Here is a 21,884-nt window from a genome sequence, read left to right on the forward strand (position 1 = left end):
GGCGAATGAACCGGTTCGCTCGCCCCCATCCGATCACATCGGGGCTCATCGCACCCGGAAGACCGGCCCACGGGGAGTGAACGGCAGGCGACGACCGTCCGGGATCAGGTAGGCGTGCTCGCGGCGGACCCGCAGGACGTCGCACCAGCCGTCGGTGATCACGAGGACCGGCGCGGTGGGCGGGAAGTCGTCGGCGCGCTGGAGCAGGTCGATGCCGGGCTGCAGGACCGTCCCGCCGCGGCCGTGCACCCGGACCCGGCCGGCGATCTCGGTGGTCGGAAGATAGCCGGCGTCGTGCGGCGCCGCGTCGCAGAAGACGACACGCGCGGCCGGCACGTCACGGGCCTCGGCGTAGGAGGCGATCGCACCGAGGGCCTTGCCGAGCAGGGTGCGGTCCATGGAGCCGGAGGTGTCGAGGACCACGCCGAAGGTGCACCGGGCGACCTCCTCGGGCGGGAAGTACCGGCCGGCGCGCGGGATGTCCGGGGTGGACGACTGCCGGCGCGAGGGGCGGGCGTACGACCGTACGGCCTCCGGGCGCGGTACGAACTCGTCGAACCAGCGGGCCAGCCGGGCGTCCCAGGGCAGCGGCGGATGGCTGAGTGCGCGGATCTCCTCCACCAGGCCGCCGGGCAGGTAACCCCGGTCCTGCGCCCGGTGCAGGTCGAGCCCCTGGCTCAGTCCGCGCCGGTAGAACTCGTCGAGGTCGACGTACGCGCCGGGCGGCCCGAGCGGCGCACCCAGCACGTCACCGCGCCCCTTGCCGCGCAGCGTGGCCAGACGCCGCATCCTTCTCAGGTCGACGGCGATCCGGTCGTACACCTCCTCGGCCGAGAGCCCCTTCAACCCGGCGTCGTACAGCAGCCCTTCGGGCATGGTGCCGACGCGCATCTCGACCAGCCAGCCGTTGATGACGTAGTCGCAGGCGATGTTGAAGAGGTAGGGGTCGCGGGCGCCGAGGCGGTCGCCGTGGCGCAGCGCGGCGTGCAGCATCTCGTGAGCGAGGACGAACCGCCACTCCTCGTCTTCCATGGTCCGCAGCGGGTTGACGTAGATCTCGCCGGCCTCGGGGTTGACCGCGGCGACGGCGATGTCGTGGGCGCGGGCCAGTTCGGCGTCGGCGACGAGTGTGATGCCGGCCGCGATGCCGCCGAGCAGCGGGTAGGAGGAGATGAACCAGCTCAGCGCCTTTTCCCAGGGGCGCCGCGGGGTGGGCGGGCCGGACATGGTGGTGCGGCGGCCGCCGGCCAGGTCCATCGCCCGGGACATGGTGCGGGTCAGTGCGTGCGCGAACCCCACCTGCCAGTCGGGCACTTGACCGGCCCACTTGCTCCAGGAGAGGAGGAGCTGGTCGGGCTCGCCGCCGTTCGTCCCTCCGCGCTCGTACGCCGCCGGGATGCCACCGGTCCGGCGCCAGCCGGCGGCGAGCCGCTCCTCGTCACCCTCCGGGTAGGAGGCGGGCAGGTGGTCGGGGGACTCGCCGATCGGGAAGGTCTGCAGAAAGCGGTTGACGACGGCGCAGCGGGCGGCGAGGTCGTAGCGGTCGGGCTGGTCACGCGGCCCGGTGGCGGCCGGCAGGTGCCCGAAGCCGAGATGGATGGTGCAGTGCGCCAACGCCCAGGCCCACTCGGCGGGTTCGGCCCGTCGGGTGGCATGCGCGTGCAGGACTCCGTCGGAGTCGGCGCGCACCAGCCCTTCGCGGGGCGCGAGTTCGCACTTCTCGTGCCGGCAGATCGTGAACTCCACAGCCCGCAGGGCCGGGTTGGCGCGCAGCAGCTCGACGCCGGCCGCGAAGTTCTCCGCGGCGGGGTCCTTCTTCTGCTGCTCCTTGCGGGCGGCGGCTCGGCTCATCGCCTGGCCTCCACGAGCCGGGGCATGTCCCGGGCCGCCTCGATCAGGAACCAGGCGGGCAGCACCGGGTTGCCCTCGGGGTCGGAGGCGATGACGGTCTGGGCGACCTCGACGGAGATCTCGGCCAGCTGCACCAGCAGCGACTTGGCGCGGTACGCCGTCTGTCGGCCGTTCGCCGACATGTGCTCCCTGTCGGCGGGCAGTTCCTTGACCAGCCGCCCCCGGAACGACTCGGCGAGGTAGTAGAGCAGGTCGCGGTCCTCGATCCGGGGCGGCCAGCCCGCGTCCCCCTTCAGGATGGCCTCGATCCCGAACCGGCTACGCACGATCTTGACGTATCCGCAGAAGGCGGTGGCGTGCGCAGGGGTCAGCGTGCCGTGCGCCAGCACCTTCAACGTCTCCTCGTCCAGCTCGCGCCCGAAGGAGTGCAGGGCGTCGGAGAGCATGTGCCAGGAGCGCGGGGTGGAGAACGGCTCCTCGGTCTTCGGCGGCTTGGACCACAGGTGGTCGGGCCGGTCGGTGAGGTGGTCCAGGATCCACGGATGGATGCCGTTGGCCCCTGCCCAGGCGAGCCAGTCGTGCGCGGAGGCCTCCAGATGGACGTGGGCCAGCCGGTTGACGAGCGCGGAGGCGATGGGCCGGGCGAGGGCGTTGTCGGTGGCCCGGTTGCCGGCACCGATGACGATCGAGCCCTTGGGCAGCTCGTAGTTGCCGATGCGCCGGTCGAGGATCAGCGAGTAGAACGCCTTCTGCACATCGGGGGTGGCCGCGTTCAGCTCGTCGAGGAAGAGGCAGTAGGGCTCGTCCCGGGCGATCGACTCGGGCGGGCAGAACACCGACCGCCCGTCCCGGATCTGCGGAACCCCGATCAGGTCCTCGGGCGCGAGCTGCGTGCCCAGCAGGCTCACGCACTCCAGTCCGAGCGATTCGGCGAACTCCCGCACCAGGGAGGACTTCCCGATTCCGGGAGCGCCCCAGATGAACACGGGCCGCACGGTGGCGAGTCCGAGGAGGAGTTCGGGGATACGGGAGGGCGTGACGGTCACGGCTGCCTGCAAGAGGCTGCTCCTTGGGGGTGTTCGAGAGATGTGCGACTCGAACAGTGTGAGCCGGGACCGAAAGGAACGCAGCCGATTTATCCGGCGCCCGGCCGGAGCGCCCCCTTGGGGGCGCTGGGGGCACCCCCGGCCGAAGGCCGGGGGAGGAACTGCGCGAGCACCCCCCACCGGCCCGCGCTGAGAGCACTACGCGGCCCTCTCTCCCTCCACGGACAAGGGAACCTGTGGCCCGTCCGCCTCCCGAAGCCACCGCCGCAGCACCCGGTGCACGGCCTCGGCCCCGACGAGGTCCTGACCGCTCTCCACCGGCGCGGTGAGCTCGACCGGCGACAACAGGAACGGCCGCCCCTGCGCACCCCCCAGCCCCCCGTGCGACCCGATCTGCTCCTCGAACGCGAGAACTTCGCCGCTCTCGGGGTCGAACCACGAGTTGACCATGATGTCGGCGGTGTGCGGGAAGGAGTGGGTCCGCCGTACGGCATCGGCGGCACCCGGCCCGAAGACGCCCAGCGGCCCCGCGTGACCGTCGAGCCGGTCGAGCGGGATCTCCGCGCCGTACGCGCCGAGCACCACCCCGCCGTGCTCCTCGCTGCGCACCAGCAGGAACCCGATGCCGGGATGGTTGGCGAGGGTGGTGAGCAACGCGGGATGACGGGCGTCCAGCTCCTCCTTGGTCATGCGGTGCGGCACGTCCGGGAAGGAGACCAGGCCGAGGTTGCCGGAGGCGAGCACGACCGGCTCCGAGTCCCGCGTCGGCCGGTGCTTCTCGCCGCCCTCCTCGACCGGCCTGCGCAGCGCCGCGCGGACGGCGGCCCGCGCCTCGGTACCGCTGTGGGTGCGCTCGGCCTTGCGCGGCACGGGCAGTCCGCAGCCGGCCCGGACCAGGTCGCCGAGGCTGAGTCCGTAGCGGGTGTGGAAGGTCTCGCCGGGGCTCTGGCCGTGGTCGGAGAGGACGACGATCCGGTACTGCCGGGGGGCGTGTTCGGCGGCCTTCTCGATCAGGGCGAGGGCGCGGTCCAGGCGTTGCAGCACCTTCTCGGCGTCACGGCTGTGCGGGCCGGAGTGGTGGGCGACCTCGTCGTAGGCGACCAGGTCGGCGTAGACGGCGGTGCGGCCGACGAGCAGGTCGCCCATGACCGCGGCGACGACGACGTCCCGTTCGACGACGGTCGCGAAGGCGCGGACGAAGGGGTAGAGGCCGCCGCGTCCGACGCGCGGGCGCTGCTTGCGGAGCCGGGCCGCGGTGGACTGGCCGATCTCCCGGCCGACCTCGGCGAAGAAGGAGAGCGCGGTGCGGACGGCGTTGGCCGGGTCCGCGAAGTACGCGAAGTAACCAGCGCGGGAACGGTTCTCCCGGCCGCGGCGGCGGGTGGCTATCGACAGGACGAGGGCCTGTTCGTCGGCGCCGCCGCTGAAGAGGTTGCCCCGGCTGGCGCCGTCCAGGGTGAGGAGTCCCCCGTCGGCGGTGCGCTCGACGGCGCGGCGCTGGAGTTCGGCGGCGCTGGTCGGCCGATTGCAGACCATCACCTCCCGGTGCTCCTTCTCGTACCAGCGGAAGGCGGGGACGTCGAAGTTCGAACCGTGCAGGATGCCGAGCTGGCTGGCGCCGGTCTGGCTGGACCAGTCGGTGCGCCAGGAGGTGAGCCGGTGGGTGGCGGCGAGCCATCCGGCCACGGTCGGCATCAGGCCCTTGGCGACCGCGGCGGTGAGGACGTCGTGGCCGACCCCGTCGAGCTGGAGGAAGACGGTGCCGGGGGTGGCCGGGCAGGGCGGGTGGGATCTGCGGCGGCGGATGGCGAGGCGGGAGAGCCGGTGGCCGTAGGCGTCGTCGTCGCGGACGGCGAGGGCACCGCCGGTGGCGGAGGCGACGGCGGACATCACGGCGGCCACGATCACGGCGGTCTCCGGCGCGACCTCGCTCTGCCCGGAGGGGTTGATGCGCAGGGCGACGAGGAGCAGGGAGCCGTTGAGGAAGAAGACCAGCAGGCCGAGGACGAGGGCGGGCACGAGCAGCAGCAGCCGTACGAGGAGGGGCCAGACGACGGCCGAGAGCACACCGAAGGCACCGGCCCCGAGGGCGGCGGTCATGGCGATCCGGGTGGCGCTGTCACCGTCGGGGGACTGGAGCTGGAAGTCGGGCAGGAGGCCGGCGAGGACCAGCATGGTGACGGTGGACACCGCCCACACCGTGACGCTCCGCCCGACCTGACTGACGACCCGCCGCCACCGCACGCCCCACCGACCTCACGTCCGCGACCCGCGCCGGATGCGGGTCTGCTCGCGCCAACACTGTCACATGCGGGCGCGCCGGAAGTGGTCGGTCGCGGGGGGTGCGGCACCGCCGGGCACCGCCGCGGAAGCGGTGCGCCGTGGCGGCGGATTCGAGGGAGCCGTGCGCTCGAAGAGCCTGTGCGGGGTCGGTTCCGGCGGTACTCAGCCACGACAGCCGTGTCCGGCGGTGCCGTGCCGCGCCTGCCCGAACGGCGCGGCGCGGCTCCGCCGCTCGACGGCCCCGGCCTACCGCCCGTCGTACCCCGCCGTCGGCATGGACAGCCTGCGGTGGATCATGGCCTTCATCCGGGCGTCGTAGCGGGGTTCCGCCCGGCCCACCGTCTCCACCCGGACCCCGCGTCTCGCGCACTCCGCCATGAAATCCTCGACCGACGACAGCGCGCTCTCCAGGACCCGTCTGCTCGGGGCGACGAAGACGTCCATGCCGGGCCGGACGCCGGACCAGAGCGCGCTGTGGTCCGGGCGCAGACCGCGGACCAGGAGTTCACGGGCGATGACGTAGCCGTGTTCCACGGCCCAGCGCGCGCACATCGCGTGCTGGCTGCGGGAGTCGACCAGGAATGGGTCGATCTCCAGTTCCTCCAGGGGTGTCAGACTCGCGATCGCGGTCACCCGCACCGGCGCGAGCCCGCCGGAGGCACCCCGCACCTGTCCCATGGCGTCCCCCCTCACCTCCGGGTTTCGCCGCCGACCCTACTCCTGCACGTAGGCTTCGGGGAGTCGCGCGAAGGAGGCAAAGAAGTGCCGGTGGAGATCACCTGGTGGGGTCACGCCACCTGCACGATCGAGGATTCGGGCATACGCCTGCTCACCGATCCTCTGTTCGCGCGCCGGCTCGCGCACCTGCGGCGCCGCCGGGGCGCCCCGCCGCCGCCCGAGGCCCGCCACGCCGACCTCGCGCTCGTCTCCCACCTGCACGCGGACCATCTGCACGTGCCCTCGCTCGCCGGGCTCGCCCCGGGCACGCGCCTGCTCGTGCCCCGGGGCGCACCACGGGCGGTCCCCGCGCTCCGCCGCCTCCGTCAGTTGCGGATCACCGAAGTCGAGGCCGGGGACGAGACACCCGTCGGTCCCCTCGTGGTACGGGCCGTTCCCGCGCTGCACGACGGCCGCCGGCTGCCGGTCGGACCGCACCGCTCCCCCGCCCTCGGATACGTCGTCGAGGGTGCGGCGCGGACCTACTTCGCCGGGGACACCGGACTGTTCGACGAGATGGCCGAGGCGGTCGGGCCGGTGGACGTGGCCCTGCTGCCGGTCGGCGGGTGGGGACCGTACCTCGGGGAGGGCCACCTGGACGCCGGGCGGGCGGCGCGGGCGCTGGCCCGGCTGGCGCCGCGCAGCGCGGTGCCGGTGCACTACGGGACGTACTGGCCGATCGGCATGGACGGGGTGCGCCCGCACGAATTCCACGCGCCCGGCGACGAGTTCGTGCGCCTCGCCGCCGAGTACGCGCCGCAGGTGGCGGTGCACAAGCTCGGCCACGGGGAGAGCGTGCGGCTGGAGGTCGCGCGGTGAGGCTGCTGGTGGTCATGGCGGCCGCCGCCGGCTCCACCGCGGCGACCTCGACGACGTCGACCGAGTCCGCGCAGCAGGCGATCGGGTATCCGACGCTGTTCCTGCTGGTGCTGATCGGGGCGTTGGTGCCGGTGATACCGACGGGCGCGCTGGTGAGTTCGGCGGCGGTGGTGGCGTTCCATCAGACGGCGCCGTTCGCACTGGCGCTGGTGTTCGTGACGGCGTCGCTGGCGGCCTTTCTGGGGGATGCGGCGCTGTACTGGCTGGGGCGGCGGGGGCTGCGGTCGAAGAACGGGTCGCGGTGGCTGGAGGCGATACGGGCGCGGGCGCCGGAGGAGCGGCTGGAGCAGGCGCAGGAGAAACTGGCGGAGCACGGGGTCGCCGTGCTGGTGCTGTCACGGCTGGTGCCGGCCGGCCGGATTCCCGTGATGCTGGCGTGTCTGCTGGCGGAGTGGCCGTTGCGGCGGTTCGCGCGGGGGAATGGGCCGGCCTGTCTGGCGTGGGCGGCGACGTATCAGGTGATCGCGATTCTGGGCGGGTCGTTGTTTCCGGAGCCGTGGGAAGGGGTGGTGGCGGCGGTGGGGCTGACGGTCGTCATCAGCGTGGCGCCGAGTGCGTGGCGGCGGGTTCGGGCAGCCGGGTGACGGTGCGTTGCGGGGCGCGGGTGGGTGGGAGCTGGTCGCCCCCACGCGGCGGGAGCCGCATGAGGACCCAGCCCCACGCCCCCGACGGGGCGCTCTAATTGACGGCGCTCCGAAGTGAAGTCCGTTCCAGGATCCTCGATCCCCCCACCGGCAGATCCCAGAGGTCCTCCCGGGCCAACTCCGCCTTCTCCCAGGCCGCCCGTACCCGCGTCAGCGGCTCGAGGACCGGCTCTGCCGAGAGGATGAAGGTGCCCCAGTGCATGGGGGCCATGCGCCTCGCGCCCAGGTCCTCCGTCGCCCGGACCGCCTCCTCCGGGTCGAGGTGGACGTCGCTGAGCCACCAGCGGGGGTCGTAGGCGCCGATGGGCATCAGAGCGAGGTCGATGCCGGGGTAGCGGCGGCCGATGCGGGAGAACCAGTGGCCGTAGCCCGTGTCGCCGGCGAAGTAGACGCGTCCGCCGTCGGGCGCCGTGAGGACCCAGCCGCCCCAGAGGCTGTGGCAGGTGTCGGTGAGGGTGCGCTTGGACCAGTGGTGGGCAGGGACGAAGTCGAAGCGCACCCCGGACAGTTCGGCCGCCTCCCACCAGTCCAGTTCGGTGACGGTGGTGAAACGGCGGCGCCGGAACCAGCGGCCGAGCCCGGCCGGCACGAACACCGGGGTGTCGCGTGGGAGGCGGCGCAGGGTGGGGGCGTCCAGGTGGTCGTAGTGGTTGTGGCTGATGACGACCGCGTCGACGCGCGGCAGGGTCTCCCAGGGGACGCCGACCGGGGTGACGCGGGCGGGGGTGCCGAGGATGCGGCGGGACCAGACCGGGTCGGTGAGGACGGTCAGGCCGCCGATCCGCAGGACCCAACTGGCGTGTCCCGCCCAGGTGACGGCGACGGTGTCGGCGTCCGCGCGGGGCAGCGGGCCGGGTTCACAGGGCAGTCGGTGGACGTCGGCGAGGCCCTCGCGGCCGGGGCGGACGGAGCCCTCGCGGGCGAACCGGGCCATGGCCTTCAGGCCGGGCAGCGGGGCGGTCAGACGGTCGTGGAAGGTCCGCGGCCAGACCCGGAGTTCGCCCAGCGGGCGGGGTTCGGCCAACGGCGGGAACGGAGGCGGGTAGGTAGCGGCATCGGCCTCTCCGGTCGTCGTGGCAGGCGTCGTGGTGGCAGTCGTCGTCGTGGACCCTGGCTCATGCGTCTGCTGCGTCATCGAGGAGGCTCCCATCGCTGAACGTCGTCGCGGAGATCGTCGAGTACCGACCCCAAGGACATCAACGCGCGTTGCACGTGTGGCAGTTCCAACGGTGTGGGTGACGTGAGGCATTCCAGGCGTTCCGCGTCGGTGCCGCCCAGCAGCGGGCCGGTGGCGAGCCGGACGCGCAGCGCGCCGAGGTCGTCGCCGAAGCGGTGGCCGCCGGGTGCCGGCATGCCGAGCCGGGCGGTGAGGAAGTCCTCCAACTCCTGTGCGTCGCCGACCCCGTGGGCGCCGAGCGCGGCGCGCAGCGGCTCCAGGTCGGCGTAGAGGTGACGGCCGGCCTGCGGGGGCCGGGCCAGTGCGCCGGCGGCGACGACCGCGGTGTGCGCGGCGGCGGCCACGCGTGCGTGCAGCCGTACGACGGCGTCCCGGCGTGCGGTGACGGGCTCGGGCTCGTCGAGCGCGTACCCCGCGGCGCCCGCGACCGGTCCGGCGAGGCGGGCGCCCAGTGCCGTCAGGATGTCGAGCACGCGCGCGTGCAGGGCCCTGCCGGTGGCGCCCTCCGGGAACCGGGCGACGGCGGCGGGCCAGCCGGCCGGCAGCAGGGCACCGGCCAGGTCGGTGACGACGGTGACCCGGTCCGGGAGCATCTCGGCGGGGCTGAGCAGCACCGTGGCGTCCGGGGCGTGCAGGGTGTCCCGCCAGGTCTCGTCGCTGACCAGGTGCAGTCCCACGCCGGTCGCGGCCTCCACGGTCTCGTGCAGCAGTTCGGGCGGGGCGACGGTGGCGGTGGGGTCGTCGGCGACGGAGAGCACGAGCAGCCGGGGGTCGCCGCCCTCGTCCCGGACCCGGCGCACGGTCTCCAGCAGCGCGTAGGGGTCCGGGGCGCCTCCGGACTCGGCCGGGGTGGCCACGTGGAAGACGGGCCGGCCGAGGAGCCGGGCGTACGGCGCCCACCAGGCGGCGCAGGGGCGCGGCACCAGGACGTCGCCGCCGAGCGCGGCGGTGAGCGCCAGCAGCAGGGCGGGGGCGCCGGGTCCGGCGGTCACCCGGTCCGGCGGAGCGGGCAGCCCGCGGCGTTCCCAGTAGCCGCGGGCCGCGTCCAGCAGCGCCGGTCCGCCGCCGACGGGCTCCTCCGCGCCCCGGTTCGCGGCGGCGGCCAGGACGGCGGCGAGCTCGGGCAGGACGGGCAGCCCGTCGTCGGGCAGGGGCGGCCCGTAACGGACGGGCCCGTGGCCTTCGGGCGACACGGGCGCGCTCTCCTCCGGGGAGGTGCCGGCCGCCGGTCCGTGGCCCTCGGGATCCGTCCGCCGCATGTCCGCCTCCGCGCAGTCCGTGGTGCCGTGTGCTGTCCGGTCCGGGTCGTGCGTACGGTGCCGGAGTGGTCGCTCCGGGGTACCCGGCGGCGGCCCGGTCACCCGTCCGCGGCGGACCTCCCGCCCCACAGCCGGTACGCCCGCCCGCCCCACAGCCGGTACGCGGCGCCGAAGCAGGCGGCCGCGATCAGCATCCCGCCCGCGACCAGCGCCGGCACGGACGTGTTGTAGGCGCCGCCGTCCCCGGCCGCCACGCCGTGCTGCACGCCCGCCGCGGCGCAGGAGCCGTCACCGCCCCGGGCCCCGCCGCATTCCTGCCCGCCGCCGCACGGCTGCTGCCCTCCGGAACAGGGCCGATCACCGGTCCCGTGGGGGACGTCACCGTCCTCGCCCCGGGGGTCCGCGGCACCGACGTCACCGCGGGAGGCCGCATCACCGTCACCACGATCACCGCGGGAGGCCGCGCCGTCATCACCACGGGAGGCCGTGCCGCCGTCCCCCGGACCGACGGTGCCTCCGTCCCCACGGACGCCGGTGCCCTCGTCACCACGGACGCCAGTGCCCTCGTCACCGCCAGGGACCGTGCCCTCGTCACCACGGACGCCGGCGCCCTCGTCACCGCCAGGGACCGTGCCCTCGTCACCACGGACGCCGGCGCCCTCGTCACCGCCAGAGACCGTGCCCTCGTCGCCGCGGGCGAACATGCCGTCGTCCCCGCCCGACGCAGTTCCGCCGTCCCCGCCGACGACCGTCCCACCGTCCACCTCGGGCACCGCGCCACCCCCGGTCTCCGGCACAGCCCCACCCCCGACGTCCGGCACAGCCCCACCCCCGATCCCCGGCACAGCCCCACCACCGACCTTCGGCAGGGCCCCGCCGCCGCCCTGGAGAACGGGGCCGCCGTCCCCCACGGGGGCCGTACCGCCGTCGCCCCGTGCGAGGGCCAGGTGCGCGCTCCAGGGCCGTCCCTGCTGTCCGCCCGCCGCCGGGCAGGACCCGTCGACGGTCCAGGTGCCGTCCGGCCCGGTGCCCGCCGTGTCCCCGGCCACGTCACCCGCCGCCGCGTCCCCCTCCGTATAGCCCTCCGGCCGTTCGCCGGAGACGACCCGCGCGGTGCCCCGGTAGACGAGGCCGCTCCCCTGCCCGACCCTGACCAGCCGTACCGTGCGCCCGGCGAACGCCGACGACGTGGCGTCGATGGCCGCAGGCGCCTGCCCCCCGGCCTTCGCGCAGGTCACCGAGACGGTGACGACGGCGCCGGGCCTGGCCTTGCCGGGGCTGATCTCGGCGGCGGGGCCGGCGGCCGCGACGGCGGTGCCGGTGGCGCCGAACGCGGCACCCGCCAGGACGGCGACGGACAGGGTGCGAACGGTGCGGCGCATGGGAGGAGCTCCTTGCACGGACGACTCGGAGGCACGGGGCCCGTACCCCCGCAGCCATCACAGCCCGGCCCGCACCCCGCCGCGCGCGGCCGGACCCCATTCGCGGGACCCGCGCCCCCATTCGGGTGACGTCACGGCCCCGTTCCGGCGTGTCGGGAACGGCCGGGTGGATCCCCGTGTCGGCCCCCTGTCCCCGGGTACGCGGTCCGCACCCCCTGAAGTACCTGGAGGGAGAACATGCAGCGAGGCAGTGACCGGCTGAACGTGCACCGGGACGACCAGATGAAGCACGAGCTCCAGGGCCTGCTCAGGTCCGGGCATCCGACGCGCACCGAGGACTGGAACGACCCCGAGCCGCCGGCCGAGGACGATCCGGAGGTGTACCGCGGTGCGATGGTGCCGGGGACCAGTGAGCGGCCGGCGCCGGAGAGCGTACGTCTGGAGTTGTCCCGGTCCCTGACCCGGCACGACTTCCCGGCGGCGCCGCGGGAGCTGGCCGGCGTGTTGCGGCACAAGAACGCCCCCGACGCCCTGGTCGAGCGGGTTTCCCGGCTGCCGCGTTCGGCACGCTACGGCAGCCTGCTGGCGCTGGCCGAGGCGGTGACCGGCGGAGAGTGAGCCGCGGCGGAGAACGAACGAACCCGCGCGCCGGCGGACCGCCCGTCCGCCGGCGCGCCTCTGAAGGGAGTGAGCATCATGCGTGTCGCGTTCCTGACCGCGCCCGAGGGCGTCGAGCAGGTGGAGCTGACCGAGCCGTGGAAGGCGGTCTCCGACGCCGGGCACGAACCGGTGCTGGTGTCGACGAAGCCGGGGAAGATCCAGGCCTTCGATCACCTGGACAAGGCGGAGACGTTTCCGGTGGACGAGGTGGTCGGCGAGAGTCCGGCGGACTCGTTCGGGGCGCTCGTGCTGCCGGGCGGGGTGGCCAACCCGGACTTCCTGCGGATGGACGAGAAGGCCGTCGCGTTCGTGAAGGACTTCTTCGACGGCGGCCGGCCGGTCGCGGCGATCTGCCACGCCCCCTGGACTCTGGTGGAGGCCGACGTCCTGCGCGGCCGGACGCTGACCTCCTGGCCGAGTCTGCGGACCGACGTCCGCAACGCGGGCGGCACCTGGGTCGACGAGCAGGTCAGGGTCTGCGACAGCGGCCCGAACAAGCTGGTCACCAGCCGTAAGCCGGACGACCTCAAGGCGTTCTGCGAGGCCTTCCTCGACGCGTTCGCCGAGTCCGGGGCGGCCGGCTGAGACCGGCATCCCGACCGGAGCCCTCTCGCCGGGCGCCTGCGCGCCGCCGGGCCGGCAACGGCCTCGGCCCGCTCAGGCGCCCGGCGTCGCCGTCTCGGCGCAGTTCCGCTCCCGGGCGCCCTCCCGGGTGCGGCCGGCGGCGACGACACGGCGTGGGTTGCGCCGCAGGTACTCGCCCTCCAGCTGGGCCATGCGCTCGTTGTGGGCCCGCAGCGCGTCGTTCGAGCCGTACAGCAGGGTGTCGTGGCGGGTCCGGTGGATGGTCTCCAGCTCCTTCATGAGCTGCTGGTCGTCCAGCCGGCTGGGGTCGACTCCGGTCATGGTGGTACCCCGCTCGTCGTGTGGGTCCCGGCGGTCCGGATTCCTGCCTCCACTGTACGAACATCCGGGCCCGCGGGCCTCCCTACCGCAGCGCCCTACCGCACCCGCTCCACGCGGCGCTCGTCCCACACCGGCTCCGCGGTCTCGCGGACCCGGCCGTCGCTGCCGAAGACCAGGTAGCGGTCGAAGGAGCGGGCGAACCAGCGGTCGTGGGTGACGGCGAGCACCGTGCCGTCGAAGGCCTCCAGACCCTCCTGGAGGGCCTCGGCGGACTCCAGGTCGAGGTTGTCGGTCGGCTCGTCGAGCAGGAGCGCCGTCACACCCTGGAGTTCCAGCAGGAGGATCTGGAACCGGGCCTGCTGGCCGCCCGACAGCCTTTCGAAGTTCTGTTCGGACTGCTGGGTGAGTTCGTAGCGGCGCAGCCGGGACATCGCCGCGCCGCGGTCCTGGGAGTGCTCCGTCCACAGGATGTCCAGGAGGGTGCGGCCCTCCAGCTCGGGGTGGGCGTGGGTCTGCGCGAAGTGCCCGGGGACCACCCGCGCGCCCAGCTTCCACTGCCCCGCGTGCGCCACGTCCTCGCCCGCCAGCAGCCGCAGGAAGTGCGACTTGCCGGAGCCGTTGGAGCCGAGGACGGCGACCCGTTCGCCGTAGAAGACCTCCAGGTCGAAGGGTTTCATCAGGCCGGTGAGTTCGAGCTGCGCGCAGGTGACGGCCCGCACGCCGGTGCGGCCGCCCTTGATGCGCATCCTGATGTCCTGCTCGCGCGGCGGCTCGGGCGGCGGGCCGGCCTCCTCGAACTTGCGCAGCCGGGTCTGCGCGGCCGCGTACCGGGACGCCATCTCGTGGGAGACCGCAGCCGCCTGACGGAGCGTCAGCACCAGCTTCTTCAGCTGGGCGTGCTTCTCGTCCCAGCGGCGGCGCAACTCCTCGAAACGGGCGAAGCGTTCACGGCGGGCCTCGTGGTAGGTGGCGAAGCCGCCGCCGTGCACCCAGGCGTCGGCGCCGGTCGGCGAGGGCTCCACGGAGACGATCTTCTCGGCGGCGCGGGCGAGGAGTTCGCGGTCGTGGGAGACGAACAGGACCGTCTTGCGGGTCTCCTTCAGCTGCTGTTCCAGCCAGCGCTTGCCTGGCACGTCGAGGTAGTTGTCCGGCTCGTCGAGCAGCAGCACCTCGTCGGTGCCCCGGAACAGCGCCTCCAGCACCAGCCGCTTCTGCTCGCCGCCGGAGAGCGTGCGCACCTGCCGCCACTGGGCCTTCTCGTACGGCACCCCGAGCGCGGCCGTGGTGCACATGTCCCAGAGGGTCTCGTGCTCGTAGCCGCGCACCTCGGCCCAGTCGGCGAGGGCCTGCGCGTACTTCAGCTGGGCCGCCTCGTCGTCGACGGTCATGATGGCGTGCTCGGCCTTGTCGACGGCCTGCGCGGCGGTGCGGATGCCGGGCGGCGCGACGGACACGAGGAGGTCCCGTACGGTCGTCTCGTCCCGTACGGAACCCACGAACTGGCGCATCACCCCGAGACCGCCGCTCATGGCCACTGTGCCGCCGTGCGGCTTCAGCTCGCCGGAGATCAGCCGCAGCAGGGTGGTCTTGCCTGCGCCGTTGGGTCCGACGAGGGCGACGGCGGCGCCCTCTCCCACCCGGAACGACACGTCGCCGAGCAGCGGCCTCCCGTCGGGGAGGTAGTACTCAAGATGCGCGGCTTCCAGATGTCCCATGGTGAGGGATTCTGCGGGGCGTGCCCGCGATGGGGCAAACCGTTATCAGGTGGTTCTACGGGTGCGGCCCGTTGGGGGCTGGTCGCGCAGTTCCTCAACCAGCCTTCGGCCGGGGGTGCCCCCAGCGCCCCTGACGGGGCGCCGCAGCGAGGGGCGCCGCAGCGAGGGGCGCCGCAGACGCGCCCCAAAGGGGCGCGGGGAACTGCGCGAGCAACCACGACGCACCCGCGGCCGAGAACGTCGGCGGTCCTACTGCACCGGCTCCCCCGTCGGCCCGCTCGCCCCCGTCGGCTCCACGACCGCCCCCTCCCAGGACAGCGCCTTCCAGCCGTCGGCCGGGGAGCCCTCGAGGATCACCACGCCCGTGTTGCCGAGGGGGCGGGAGGCGGCGTAGGGGACGTCGACGTTGTCGGCACGGGCCGCCGTCCACAGGCGGATCGCGGCGCCGTGGCTGATCATGGCGGCCGTCCCGGCGCCGCTCGCGGCGGCCTCGGCGATCACCGCGTCGTAGCGGCCGAGCGCCTCGTCCCCGGTCTCCCCGCCGGGCATGCGCCGCGCGGTCTCCCCGGCCGCCCACGCGAACACGGTCCGCATGTACTCCTCGCCCCGCTCGGAGTGGCCGGGCAGCAGCTCGAGGTCGCCGGCGGCGACCTCGCGGATGCCGTCGCGGACGACGGGGTCGAGACCGCGGGCGGCGGCCAGCGGGGCGGCGGTGAGCTGGGTGCGGGTGAGGGTGGAGACGTAGAGCGCCTCGATGTCCTCGTCGGCCAGGGCCCCGGGGAGGGCCGCCGCCTGCTGCTCGCCGAGGGCGGTCAGACCGGGACCCGGTACCGCGGTGTCGAGCAGGAAGTCGACGTTGGTCGGGGTCTGCCCGTGACGTATGAGGAGCAGGCGCATCCAGGGGTTCCTCTCACTCGGCTCACTCGACCGCACCGCGGGCCGGCAGGAAAGTGCCACTTCAGGGTACCCGCACCCGCATGAGCCCAGACGTCGACCTCACTGTCCCGAAGCCCGGCCGGCACGCGCTGCGCGACCGGCTGCTCGCCCTCGACAGCCGGCTGTTCGAGATCGCCGCCGAGCGGAACTGGCCGTTCGCCGAGCCGGTGCTGCCCCGGCTGAGCCGGAGCGCCAACCACGGAGTGCTGTGGTTCGCGGCGGCGGCCGCGGTGGCCGCGACCCGCACGCCCCGGGCCCGCCGGGCCGCCGCCCGCGGCCTGGCCTCGCTCACCCTGGCCTCCCTGACCATCAACACCCTCGGCAAACGCTCGGTACGCCGCCCGCGCCCGCTCCTGGACCCGGTGCCCGCGGTACGACACCTGAAGCGGCAGCCGATCACCACCTCGTTCCCCTCCGGGCACGCCGCGTCGGCGGCCGCCTTCGCGACCGGGGTCGCCCTGGAGTCCCCGTCGTGGGGCGCGGTGGTGGCGCCGGTGGCGTTCTCCGTCGCCATGTCCCGGGTGTACACGGGCGTGCACTTCCCGAGCGACGTGCTCGCGGGTGCGGCGCTGGGGGCAGGCGCCGCGTTCGGCGTACGGGCGCTGGTGCCGACCCGGGCGCAGACCGGCCCGCCGCCCCGGCCGCGCGCCGAGGCCCCGGCGCTGGCCGACGGCGAGGGTCTGGTGGTGGTGGCCAACCGGGCCTCCGGCAGCGCCGACCGGATGCGGGTACTGCACCGCGAGCTGCCGGCGGCGGAGCTGGTGGAGTGCGAACCGGGCGAGGTGTGGGCCGAGTTGGCCAAGGCGGCGACGCGGGCGCGGGCGCTCGGGGTGTGCGGCGGCGACGGCACCGTGAACGCGGCGGCCCACATCGCCCTGCGTCACGGGCTGCCGCTCGCGGTGCTGCCCGGCGGCACCCTCAACCACTTCGCCCACGACCTGAGCGTGGAGGACGGCCGGGGCATCGGCCGGGCGGTGCGCGAGGGCGAGGCGGTCCGGGTGGACGTCGGCCGCTTCGCCTCGGGCGGTGTGGAGGGCGTCTTCCTGAACACGCTGAGTCTGGGCGTCTATCCGGAGCTGGTCCGGGAGCGGGAACGCTGGTCGCACCGCATCGGTGCCTGGCCCGCCGAGGTGCTGGCCGTGCTGCGCGTGCTGCGCACGGACCGGCATCCGCTCCAGGTCGAACTGCGCGGCGAGACCCACCCGTTGTGGCTGCTGTTCGTCGGCAACTGCGTCTACCACCGGCTGGCCCTGACCCCGGGCCGCCGCACCGACCTGGCGGACGGCCAGCTCGACGTGCGCGTGGTGCACGGCGGCCGGCATCCCGCGCTCCGCCTGCTCTCCGCGGCCCTCGCAGGCCCCCTCACCCGCTCTCCCGCCCATGCCGAGACCCGGGTGAGCCGGCTGCGCCTGACCGGCATCGCGGCCGGCACACCGCTCGCGTACGACGGTGAAGTCACCGACGTGGCGGGCGAGGTGACCGTGGAGAAGCTGCCGGAGGCACTGACCGTGTACCGGCCGCTGCCCTGACCCGCACCTAGCCGTTCGTGACGCACCGTCAGTCCACATCGTAAAACGCAGGTCTCATCATTCGACATGCGGGCGTAGCGTTGCGGATACCGCGGGACGGGGCCGTCCGGCCCCGTCCGCCGGTGTGACGCGAAGGGGTCGAGCCATGTCGAAGCCACAGGAGACCGCCGTCTACACGCACGGTCACCATGAGTCGGTACTGCGTTCCCACACCTGGCGCACCGCCGCCAACTCCGCCGCCTATCTGCTCGGTTCGCTGAAGCCCCACATGCAGGTCCTGGACATCGGCTGCGGACCGGGGACCATCACCGCCGACCTGGCGGAACTGGTCCCCGACGGGCATGTCACCGGCGTCGACCACGCACCGGGCATCCTGGAGCAGGCCCGCGCGACCGCCGCCGGGCGCGGGCTGACGAACGTGGACTTCGCGGTCGCCGACGTGCACGCGCTGGACTACCCGGACGACACCTTCTGCGTGGTCCACGCCCACCAGGTGCTCCAGCACGTGGGTGACCCGGTGCAGGCGCTGCGCGAGATGCGCCGGGTCACCAAGCCGGGCGGTTTCATCGCGGCGCGCGACGGGGACTACGCCGCGATGACCTGGTACCCGGCGGTGCCCGGCCTGGACGACTGGCTGGAGCTGTACCGGCGGGTGGCCCGCGCCAACGGGGGCGAGCCGGACGCCGGGCGGCGGCTGAAGGCCTGGGCGCTGGCTGCCGGGCTGACGGACATCACGGCCACCTCCGGCACCTGGACGTACAGCACGGCCGAGGAGCGGGCCTGGTGGGGCGGGCTGTGGGCGGACCGGACGGTCGCCTCGTCCTATGCCGAGCGGGCCACGGAGGGCGGCCACGCGACCACGGACCGGCTGGAGGCGATCGCGGCGTCCTGGCGGGAGTGGGCGGAGCGGGAGGACGGCTGGTTCGCCGTACTGCACGGAGAAATTCTGTGCCGTAAGTGAGCCTGATCCGTGAATTCCGGGAAACTCGCTTCGCAGGAGGTTCACACTATGGTTCCCATCCTGCTGGTACTGCTTCTGGTCCTGATTCTCTTCGGTGCCGGATTCGCGGTGAAACTACTCTGGTGGATCGCGCTCGCCGTGCTGGTGATATGGCTGCTCGGATTCCTGGTCCGCGGCACGAGCGGCACCGGCGGCAGGAGTCGCTGGTACAGGTGGTGACGCCACCCACCGGTGGCGGAGTCGGTGTCAGTCGCGCGGCAGCAGCGGTCCCAGCGGCCCGAGGTCCAGATTCAGGTCCTCGGGCCGCAGTCCGTAGCGGTCCCGGAGTTCGGCCATGCGGTCCTCCAGGAGCATCAGGGTGAGCCCGATGCGCTCCTCCTGCTGTTCGGTGAGGTCCCCGGTGTCGAAGCGGCGCAGCGCCTGCCGCTCCATCAGCTGACGCAGCAACTCCACGACGGTCAGCACGAGTTTCACCAGGTCACGCTCCACCGTGTCCGGTTCGAGGTCCAGCCGGTTGCGGTGCTTGCTCACGTCTGCTCCCCCCACGGTGCGGGAACTTGGGCGTTGACCGAGCTGATCAGCGCGTTGAGGTCGATGCGGACGAGGTCGACGTCCGCGATGCGCAGGGTGACGTCGCCGGTGATGACGACTCCGCCGGCCAGCAGCCGGTCGAGCAGGTCGACCAGGGCGACCTCACGGCGTTCGACGACGGTCACCGCTGCTCCCCCGCTTCCGCCGGCTCCGACGGTCCGGCGGTCGGCTCGGTGGACGGCTCCGCGGACGGCACTGTGGTCGGCTCTGTGGTCGGCTCGGCAGTCGGCTCGGTGAAGGAGTAGGCCGCCCAGGGGCCGGTGAGTTCCACCCGCATTTCCGGTGCCTCGTCCTTCGTGCGGTCGACCAGTTCCACGAATTCCTCGGAATCCGAGCGGGACACCAGATAAGCGGCATTGAGCAGGTTCTGCCCGGGCACTCCGGAAAGCGTCGCATTCTGCGGTGGGTGCAGCCGGGAATCCTCGGCGCGCTCGGACAGCCGCTCGTGCAGAACACGCGCGAATTCCTCGGCCGCCCGCCACTTCTCCTCGTGCGCACGCGTGTGCATCCGCCGCTGCCGCAGGTAGTCCCGCCCGCTGGCGGGCCTGCCGGCGGGCTGGGTCGCCTGCTCGGGCGGGTCGGCGTAGAGCTTCACGCCCCACTCGACCCGCCCTTCCAGCCGGTCGAGGACATGCAGGAAGTCGGCCTCACGGGCCTCCATCATGGTCCGTACGCCGCTGTCGTCCCGGAAGACCGTGGCCAGCCGGAGCGGCAGGGGCGTGGTGACCGTGGTGAGCGCGTCGATCACGCCCTGGTGGGCACGGGCGGTCGCGGCCAGCCAGTCCAGGTCCTCCAGATGCTCCCGCAACGGCCCCTCGGCGAAGTCGCTCTCCGGAACCGTACTGACGACGGCGACCAGGCCGTGGTGTCTGAGCAGCCCAGGCGGGGCCCCGGCCACGCCGGTGAGCTGGGCCTGAAGGGCCGCCGCGAACGGACGGCAGACGGCGTACACGTACCGGAGTCCGCCCTGTGCGGTCATCTGTCCTCCTCCTGGCGCTGTCCACGACCGGCCTCCAGGGCCTCCAGGGCGGCCAGCCGCTCCCGCAGCTCGTGGTTCTCCCGGGTGAGCTGGTCGCGCCGGGCACGGGTGGACAGCTCCGGGTCGTGCTCCCACCAGTCGATGCCCATCTCCTTCGCCCGGTCCACGGAGGCGACGACCAGCCGGAGTTTGATGGTGAGCAGTTCGATGTCGAGCAGGTTGATCCTGATGTCCCCAGCGATGACGATGCCCTTGTCCAGGACGCGCTCCAGGATGTCGGCGAGGTTGGCGCCCCCGCCGTCACGTCCGTAGGGCTCGGGCAGCCGGCCGGCCATCGTCATCGACGGCTCCGGGAACCGGCGTACGCTTCCTCGTCCTCCGGCTCTTCCTCGTCCTCCGGCTCTTCCTCGTCCTCCGGCTCTTCCTCGTCCTCGGTCTCCTCGGCGTCGGTGTCCTCGTACTCGCCTTCGGGCTCCTCCTCGCCCTCGGCCTCGTACTCCTCATCCTCCCCCTGCTCGGCGTCCTCCGCCTCGTCGTAGGGCTCCTCGGCCTCGTCCTCGTACGACTCCTCGTCCGCCGCCTCGTCCTCGGGCGCGTTCTCGTCCTCGTTCTGCTCCTCGGCCTCGTTCTCCTCCTCGGCCACCGCGTCCTCGTGGCTCTGGACGACCTCGCCGTCGCGGATCTCGCCGCGCCAGCCGTCGTCGACCTCTCCCTTGATGGAGATGTGGCGGGCGTAGTGCTTGAGGTCGAGACGGGCCCGGCGGCCAGAGGCGCGCCAGACGTTGGCGGTCTTCTCGAAGAAACCGCTCGGGTAGTACTCGATCACCAGGAGCACCCGGGTGAGGTTGTCGTCGAGCCGGTGGAAGGTGACGACGCCCTTGTGGCTGCCCTTGGCTCCCTGCGCCGACCACTGGATGCGGTAGTCCGGGATCTGTTCGACCGTCTTGCCCTTCCAGCTCCGGCTGGACCACCAGATCTTGCCCTGCCAGTCCGACGAGGTGTCGTCGGCACGGCTGGCGCTCTTCACGCCCTTGGCGAAGGTGCTGAAGTCCTGGTAGCGGGTCCACTGGTCGTAGGCGGTGCGCACCGGCACGCCGACGTCGACCGACTCGATGATGACGGTCGGCTTCTGCCCGCTTCCCTTGCCCTTGCCCTTGCCGCCCCCCAGGTTCTTCACCTTGTCCATGACGGTGTCCTTGGCGTGGGTCAGGCCGAGCTCCAGTGCGGAGCGCACCGGACCCTTGCCTTCCGCGACCTTGCGGCCTGCGTCGAGTGCGAGCTTGCCGAAGCCGGGGCTGTTGCCCTCGGCGATGTCGTTGAGTTTCCCCGTGGCGTCGCCGAGCTTGCGTCCGGCGCCCGTCAGCAGGCGTTCGGTCTGGGCAGCGAGGTACTCCTGCACCTCCGCCTTCAGGCGTTCCGCGGCCTCGGAGTGAGCCGCGTCCGTGAGCGGTCCGCTGTTCATCGGTCACCGCCTCCCTTCGGCCGGGCCCGGCCGGCCGTCTTCTTGACGGGCGCCCGGCCCTGCGCCGCCTTCTTCGCCGGCGCCTTCCTGGCAGGCGACTTGGCGGACGCCTTCTTCGCCGGTGGCTTCTCGGGGGCCTTCTTCGCGGGGGCCTTGCGGGCCGGCGTCTTCCGGTCGGACCGCTCCTCGCGGTCGTCCTCGGCCGTGTCGCTTCCTGCCTTGTCGCTTCCTGCCTTGTCGCTCCCGGCCCTCTCCTCCGGCTCCTCGTCCTCCTCCGGCTCCTCGTCGTCCCGGCCGCCGCCGGGACCGAGGTCGCCGGTGTCGGGCACGACGCCCGCCAGCTGGTCACGCACCTCGGCGGTACGGCCGTGCAGCCGGTCGGCGAGCGAGCCGAGCTGCCGTTCGACCATGGCGCCGGAGGCGGCCTTGCCGACCCCGCGCAGATCCTGGCGCAGCTGGTCGCCGATCTCCTTGAACTGCGGATTGTCGCGAAGTTGCTGATTGGCCAGGTCGAGGACCGCCTTCGGCGTCAGGTTCAGCTTCTTACCGGCCACCAACGACCCGACGGCGAGAGCCAGTTTCAGCTTCTTGGTGCGGCCCAGCAGGTATCCGGCCCCGATCGCGAGGCCCAGTCCCATGCGGTTCATGTATGCATCCCATTGCCGTGCCCCGCGTCTTTGCGCAGGGCGATCTCCAGCCGGTCGAGAAGCTCGTCCTCGGCCCGGTCGAACTCGTCCTCGTCGATCTCGCCGACTTCCAGTCGCTCTTCCAGCCGGGCCAGTTCGGCCCGGACGGTGGCGGGGTCGTAGTAGATCCGCTCCGCCTCCTGCACCACCTGCTCGACGACCCAGGCGCTGCCGCGCACGGGCGCGAAGGGCAGTAGCAGCAGCTCCTTGATCAGTCCCAT

Annotated in this window: 24 protein-coding genes; 7 read left to right on the top strand and 17 right to left on the bottom strand. The window is 73.3% G+C overall.

Annotated features, from left to right (window positions below):
- Nucleotides 1-45: 45 nt before the first annotated feature.
- From ACFY0P_RS23170 to ACFY0P_RS23185, 4 genes are all read right to left on the bottom strand, one after another.
- Nucleotides 46-1,851 carry a hypothetical protein gene (locus ACFY0P_RS23170; protein WP_388916115.1) on the bottom strand — a complete coding sequence of 602 codons (1,806 nt, stop codon included), beginning with the start codon at nt 1,849-1,851 and terminating at the stop codon, nt 46-48.
- The gene (locus ACFY0P_RS23175) at nt 1,848-2,909 is read right to left on the bottom strand and encodes an ATP-binding protein (protein ID WP_388916118.1); all 1,062 of its coding nucleotides are present in this window, start codon (nt 2,907-2,909) and stop codon (nt 1,848-1,850) included. The genes ACFY0P_RS23170 and ACFY0P_RS23175 overlap by 4 nt, the downstream gene beginning before the upstream one ends.
- 186 nt (nt 2,910-3,095) lie before the next feature.
- Nucleotides 3,096-5,096, bottom strand: a complete 2,001-nt coding sequence (locus ACFY0P_RS23180; protein WP_388916395.1) for an alkaline phosphatase family protein — start codon at nt 5,094-5,096, stop codon at nt 3,096-3,098.
- A 330-nt stretch (nt 5,097-5,426) separates the two neighbouring features.
- On the bottom strand, nt 5,427-5,858 hold the full coding sequence (locus ACFY0P_RS23185; protein WP_388916121.1) for a hypothetical protein: 432 nt from the start codon (nt 5,856-5,858) through the stop codon (nt 5,427-5,429).
- Between the two features lie 84 nt (nt 5,859-5,942).
- Between ACFY0P_RS23185 and ACFY0P_RS23190 the strand changes: the two genes are divergently transcribed.
- Together ACFY0P_RS23190 and ACFY0P_RS23195 are read left to right on the top strand one after the other, a co-directional pair.
- On the top strand, nt 5,943-6,716 hold the full coding sequence (locus tag ACFY0P_RS23190) for an MBL fold metallo-hydrolase (RefSeq protein WP_388916123.1): 774 nt from the start codon (nt 5,943-5,945) through the stop codon (nt 6,714-6,716).
- A 14-nt stretch (nt 6,717-6,730) separates the two neighbouring features.
- Nucleotides 6,731-7,360 carry a DedA family protein gene (locus ACFY0P_RS23195; protein ID WP_388916398.1) on the top strand — a complete coding sequence of 210 codons (630 nt, stop codon included), beginning with the start codon at nt 6,731-6,733 and terminating at the stop codon, nt 7,358-7,360.
- A 94-nt stretch (nt 7,361-7,454) separates the two neighbouring features.
- Here ACFY0P_RS23195 and ACFY0P_RS23200 read toward each other — a convergent pair whose 3' ends face one another.
- The 3 genes from ACFY0P_RS23200 to ACFY0P_RS23210 all read right to left on the bottom strand — a co-directional run bounded on the left by ACFY0P_RS23200 (nt 7,455) and on the right by ACFY0P_RS23210 (nt 11,238).
- Nucleotides 7,455-8,555, bottom strand: coding sequence for an MBL fold metallo-hydrolase (locus ACFY0P_RS23200; protein ID WP_388916126.1), 1,101 nt, complete (start codon nt 8,553-8,555; stop codon nt 7,455-7,457).
- Nucleotides 8,552-9,856, bottom strand: coding sequence for an aminotransferase class I/II-fold pyridoxal phosphate-dependent enzyme (locus ACFY0P_RS23205; protein WP_388916129.1), 1,305 nt, complete (start codon nt 9,854-9,856; stop codon nt 8,552-8,554). The genes ACFY0P_RS23200 and ACFY0P_RS23205 overlap by 4 nt, the downstream gene beginning before the upstream one ends.
- Nucleotides 9,857-9,954: 98 nt before the next feature.
- Nucleotides 9,955-11,238, bottom strand: coding sequence for a hypothetical protein (locus ACFY0P_RS23210; protein ID WP_388916132.1), 1,284 nt, complete (start codon nt 11,236-11,238; stop codon nt 9,955-9,957).
- A gap of 237 nt (nt 11,239-11,475) precedes the next feature.
- Here ACFY0P_RS23210 and ACFY0P_RS23215 point away from each other — a divergent pair, with 237 nt between their 5' ends.
- A complete protein-coding gene (locus ACFY0P_RS23215) occupies nt 11,476-11,856 on the top strand; it encodes a DUF2795 domain-containing protein (protein ID WP_388916135.1) in 381 nt (126 codons plus the stop codon).
- A gap of 78 nt (nt 11,857-11,934) precedes the next feature.
- A complete protein-coding gene (locus ACFY0P_RS23220) occupies nt 11,935-12,483 on the top strand; it encodes a type 1 glutamine amidotransferase domain-containing protein (RefSeq protein ID WP_388916138.1) in 549 nt (182 codons plus the stop codon).
- 72 nt (nt 12,484-12,555) lie between these two features.
- Here ACFY0P_RS23220 and ACFY0P_RS23225 read toward each other — a convergent pair whose 3' ends face one another.
- The 3 genes from ACFY0P_RS23225 to ACFY0P_RS23235 form a co-directional block, all read right to left on the bottom strand.
- Entirely contained in the window at nt 12,556-12,804 is a 249-nt protein-coding gene (locus tag ACFY0P_RS23225) for a DUF6158 family protein (protein ID WP_388916141.1), read from the bottom strand.
- Between the two features lie 95 nt (nt 12,805-12,899).
- On the bottom strand, nt 12,900-14,519 hold the full coding sequence (locus ACFY0P_RS23230) for an ABC-F family ATP-binding cassette domain-containing protein (RefSeq protein WP_388916144.1): 1,620 nt from the start codon (nt 14,517-14,519) through the stop codon (nt 12,900-12,902).
- Nucleotides 14,520-14,768: 249 nt separating this feature from the next.
- Nucleotides 14,769-15,416, bottom strand: coding sequence for a histidine phosphatase family protein (locus ACFY0P_RS23235; protein ID WP_388916146.1), 648 nt, complete (start codon nt 15,414-15,416; stop codon nt 14,769-14,771).
- Nucleotides 15,417-15,496: 80 nt separating this feature from the next.
- Here ACFY0P_RS23235 and ACFY0P_RS23240 point away from each other — a divergent pair, with 80 nt between their 5' ends.
- From ACFY0P_RS23240 to ACFY0P_RS23250, 3 genes are all read left to right on the top strand, one after another.
- Nucleotides 15,497-16,984, top strand: a complete 1,488-nt coding sequence (locus ACFY0P_RS23240) for a bifunctional phosphatase PAP2/diacylglycerol kinase family protein (protein WP_388916149.1) — start codon at nt 15,497-15,499, stop codon at nt 16,982-16,984.
- A 145-nt stretch (nt 16,985-17,129) separates the two neighbouring features.
- Complete coding sequence (locus ACFY0P_RS23245) at nt 17,130-17,945, top strand: class I SAM-dependent methyltransferase (protein WP_388916152.1); 816 nt, start codon at nt 17,130-17,132, stop codon at nt 17,943-17,945.
- 48 nt (nt 17,946-17,993) lie between these two features.
- Nucleotides 17,994-18,164 carry a hydrophobic protein gene (locus ACFY0P_RS23250; protein WP_388916155.1) on the top strand — a complete coding sequence of 57 codons (171 nt, stop codon included), beginning with the start codon at nt 17,994-17,996 and terminating at the stop codon, nt 18,162-18,164.
- 27 nt (nt 18,165-18,191) lie between these two features.
- On the opposite strand, the gene ACFY0P_RS23255 is transcribed toward ACFY0P_RS23250, so the two are convergent.
- The 7 genes from ACFY0P_RS23255 to ACFY0P_RS23285 are packed head-to-tail and all read right to left on the bottom strand — an operon-like array spanning nt 18,192 to nt 21,884.
- Nucleotides 18,192-18,476, bottom strand: a complete 285-nt coding sequence (locus ACFY0P_RS23255; protein WP_388916158.1) for a gas vesicle protein K — start codon at nt 18,474-18,476, stop codon at nt 18,192-18,194.
- Nucleotides 18,473-18,661 (bottom strand): gas vesicle protein, encoded by a 189-nt coding sequence (locus tag ACFY0P_RS23260; protein ID WP_351959902.1) that lies wholly within the window; start codon nt 18,659-18,661, stop codon nt 18,473-18,475. The genes ACFY0P_RS23255 and ACFY0P_RS23260 overlap by 4 nt, the downstream gene beginning before the upstream one ends.
- Nucleotides 18,658-19,515 carry a GvpL/GvpF family gas vesicle protein gene (locus tag ACFY0P_RS23265; protein ID WP_388916161.1) on the bottom strand — a complete coding sequence of 286 codons (858 nt, stop codon included), beginning with the start codon at nt 19,513-19,515 and terminating at the stop codon, nt 18,658-18,660. Before ACFY0P_RS23265 ends, ACFY0P_RS23260 begins: the two co-directional genes overlap by 4 nt.
- Nucleotides 19,512-19,856 carry a gas vesicle protein gene (locus tag ACFY0P_RS23270; protein ID WP_352362582.1) on the bottom strand — a complete coding sequence of 115 codons (345 nt, stop codon included), beginning with the start codon at nt 19,854-19,856 and terminating at the stop codon, nt 19,512-19,514. The genes ACFY0P_RS23265 and ACFY0P_RS23270 overlap by 4 nt, the downstream gene beginning before the upstream one ends.
- Nucleotides 19,853-20,977, bottom strand: coding sequence for an SRPBCC family protein (locus ACFY0P_RS23275; RefSeq protein WP_388916163.1), 1,125 nt, complete (start codon nt 20,975-20,977; stop codon nt 19,853-19,855). The genes ACFY0P_RS23270 and ACFY0P_RS23275 overlap by 4 nt, the downstream gene beginning before the upstream one ends.
- A complete protein-coding gene (locus ACFY0P_RS23280) occupies nt 20,974-21,624 on the bottom strand; it encodes a DNA primase (protein ID WP_388916166.1) in 651 nt (216 codons plus the stop codon). The genes ACFY0P_RS23275 and ACFY0P_RS23280 overlap by 4 nt, the downstream gene beginning before the upstream one ends.
- Nucleotides 21,621-21,884: a gas vesicle protein GvpG gene (locus ACFY0P_RS23285; protein WP_388916169.1), complete on the bottom strand. Its 264-nt coding sequence runs from the start codon at nt 21,882-21,884 to the stop codon at nt 21,621-21,623. The genes ACFY0P_RS23280 and ACFY0P_RS23285 overlap by 4 nt, the downstream gene beginning before the upstream one ends.

The sequence above is a fragment of the Streptomyces sp. NPDC001714 genome (genome assembly GCF_042892755.1).
Taxonomy (GTDB): domain Bacteria; phylum Actinomycetota; class Actinomycetes; order Streptomycetales; family Streptomycetaceae; genus Streptomyces.

Coding starts and splice junctions, on each gene's coding strand:
- ACFY0P_RS23170 (WP_388916115.1), bottom strand. CDS start 1,851: ATGAGCCGAGCCGCCGCCCGCAAGGAGCAGCAGAAGAAGGACCCCGCC.
- ACFY0P_RS23185 (WP_388916121.1), bottom strand. CDS start 5,858: ATGGGACAGGTGCGGGGTGCCTCCGGCGGGCTCGCGCCGGTGCGGGTG.
- ACFY0P_RS23195 (WP_388916398.1), top strand. CDS start 6,731: ATGGCGGCCGCCGCCGGCTCCACCGCGGCGACCTCGACGACGTCGACC.
- ACFY0P_RS23200 (WP_388916126.1), bottom strand. CDS start 8,555: ATGACGCAGCAGACGCATGAGCCAGGGTCCACGACGACGACTGCCACC.
- ACFY0P_RS23205 (WP_388916129.1), bottom strand. CDS start 9,856: ATGCGGCGGACGGATCCCGAGGGCCACGGACCGGCGGCCGGCACCTCC.
- ACFY0P_RS23210 (WP_388916132.1), bottom strand. CDS start 11,238: ATGCGCCGCACCGTTCGCACCCTGTCCGTCGCCGTCCTGGCGGGTGCC.
- ACFY0P_RS23215 (WP_388916135.1), top strand. CDS start 11,476: ATGCAGCGAGGCAGTGACCGGCTGAACGTGCACCGGGACGACCAGATG.
- ACFY0P_RS23220 (WP_388916138.1), top strand. CDS start 11,935: ATGCGTGTCGCGTTCCTGACCGCGCCCGAGGGCGTCGAGCAGGTGGAG.
- ACFY0P_RS23225 (WP_388916141.1), bottom strand. CDS start 12,804: ATGACCGGAGTCGACCCCAGCCGGCTGGACGACCAGCAGCTCATGAAG.
- ACFY0P_RS23230 (WP_388916144.1), bottom strand. CDS start 14,519: ATGGGACATCTGGAAGCCGCGCATCTTGAGTACTACCTCCCCGACGGG.
- ACFY0P_RS23235 (WP_388916146.1), bottom strand. CDS start 15,416: ATGCGCCTGCTCCTCATACGTCACGGGCAGACCCCGACCAACGTCGAC.
- ACFY0P_RS23240 (WP_388916149.1), top strand. CDS start 15,497: ATGAGCCCAGACGTCGACCTCACTGTCCCGAAGCCCGGCCGGCACGCG.
- ACFY0P_RS23245 (WP_388916152.1), top strand. CDS start 17,130: ATGTCGAAGCCACAGGAGACCGCCGTCTACACGCACGGTCACCATGAG.
- ACFY0P_RS23250 (WP_388916155.1), top strand. CDS start 17,994: ATGGTTCCCATCCTGCTGGTACTGCTTCTGGTCCTGATTCTCTTCGGT.
- ACFY0P_RS23265 (WP_388916161.1), bottom strand. CDS start 19,515: ATGACCGCACAGGGCGGACTCCGGTACGTGTACGCCGTCTGCCGTCCG.
- ACFY0P_RS23270 (WP_352362582.1), bottom strand. CDS start 19,856: ATGACGATGGCCGGCCGGCTGCCCGAGCCCTACGGACGTGACGGCGGG.
- ACFY0P_RS23275 (WP_388916163.1), bottom strand. CDS start 20,977: ATGAACAGCGGACCGCTCACGGACGCGGCTCACTCCGAGGCCGCGGAA.
- ACFY0P_RS23280 (WP_388916166.1), bottom strand. CDS start 21,624: ATGAACCGCATGGGACTGGGCCTCGCGATCGGGGCCGGATACCTGCTG.
- ACFY0P_RS23285 (WP_388916169.1), bottom strand. CDS start 21,884: ATGGGACTGATCAAGGAGCTGCTGCTACTGCCCTTCGCGCCCGTGCGC.